Below are 1,372 nucleotides of genomic sequence, written 5' to 3'. Positions count from 1 at the left end.
GAGATGCCGGTGGACAGGGGCAGTCCGGTCCGTTCCGTGATCAAGTGGATCTTCGGCCCGTACTTGCCCCGGTCCACAGGATTCGGGCCGGTCAGGTCCCCCTTTTCATGGCTCGCATGGTCACCGAGTCGATGGCGCACCGCGACCAGTCCAGCTCGCCGCGGGCGCCGAGCTCGTCGAGGACCAGGCGGTGCAGCTTGGCCCAGACCCGAGCCTTCGTCCACTCCGTGAAGCGCCGGTGGGCTGTCGCACCCGAGGGCCCGAACGATGCCGCCGAAGCTGCTGCCAGGTGCAGCCCGACGCGGCCACGAACACGATCGCGGCCAGCACCTCCCGGGTCCCCGTGCCGACGCCGGCCACCGCCCTGCGGCCGCACCGGGACCCCCGGCACCACCCGCTGAAACAACTCCCACAACTCATCCGGCACCAGACGCTCCACGATCCCCACGACCGCAGACTACCGAACCAGCCAAATGAGATAACGTCTTACGTGGTGCAGGCACGGTGCTCGTGGATCTCCTTCACCAGGATCGTAACCCTGGCATCAGGGACTCCACGAAACTCAGTGCAGCTCACCCGATCGGTGGCCACGTTGAGAACGTGCAATGTGTCGATGCCTAGTGTGACAAGAGGCTGCGGTTATATAGCGGGTATGGGTCCGCAGACCGGTGGTCTTCCTGCGGCGGACTCGGGCCGTGTCGTCCTGATTCCACGCACCCCTGGGCGGCACGGTCAAAATCCGTCGTTCTGGAAGGGACGCGACGGTCCATACCACCACGCGAGGGGGAGGGAAGCTGTGTGGCGGTTCACCCGTTCGCCCGCTGGGCTGTGCCACTGTAGGGGCCCGGAGGAGGGAGCGCAGTCCAGGGCCCCTACAGATTTCGCGCTCCGCAGGGAACGGATTGTGCACGCGACGTCCGGTGTAACGAGGCGTGCTCACGAAGGACACGGGCACTTCCCCCAAGGCCGGGTAGTTAGCGTTTCTGCAGGTCATGCAAGGGGAGTTGACGGGGTTCTGAGGTAGAGCAACGGAGCTCGTTGGTACAGGAGTCGTCCAAGACAGCTTGTACCTGAAGGAGCTCCGTTGCCCGAGCATTGTGCCCTGCCGGCGTCGCTGGCGACCATCACCCGTACGGTCACGGTGGCCGCGGGCCGGTTCGCTCCTGGCCATCTGGGGGAGCTGACACCAGTCGTGCCGTTCGGCCTCGTGGACGCAATCTTGTTGCAGACCCGGACCGTGCAGCGGCGGCTGAGGCGTCCCCCGGAGTACTGGCCCCGAGTGGGGTGTTGGTGAGCCAGGCGTCGATGCGGACGAGGTTGAGGGCCATCGCGGTGAGTACGTGTTGCAAGTGGGTCTTGGCGATGCCGCTTG

General features: G+C 65.9%; 1 pseudogene. It reads right to left on the bottom strand.

From position 1 onward, the window contains the following. A pseudogene (locus tag IG74_RS47265) lies at positions 1-448 on the bottom strand (IS5 family transposase); the annotation flags it as partial. Positions 449-1,372 lie beyond the last annotated feature (924 nt).

This window comes from Streptomyces sp. NRRL B-1347 (assembly GCF_000720325.1).
GTDB lineage: Bacteria > Actinomycetota > Actinomycetes > Streptomycetales > Streptomycetaceae > Streptomyces.
This window is presented reverse-complemented; position numbering and strand designations above follow the sequence as displayed.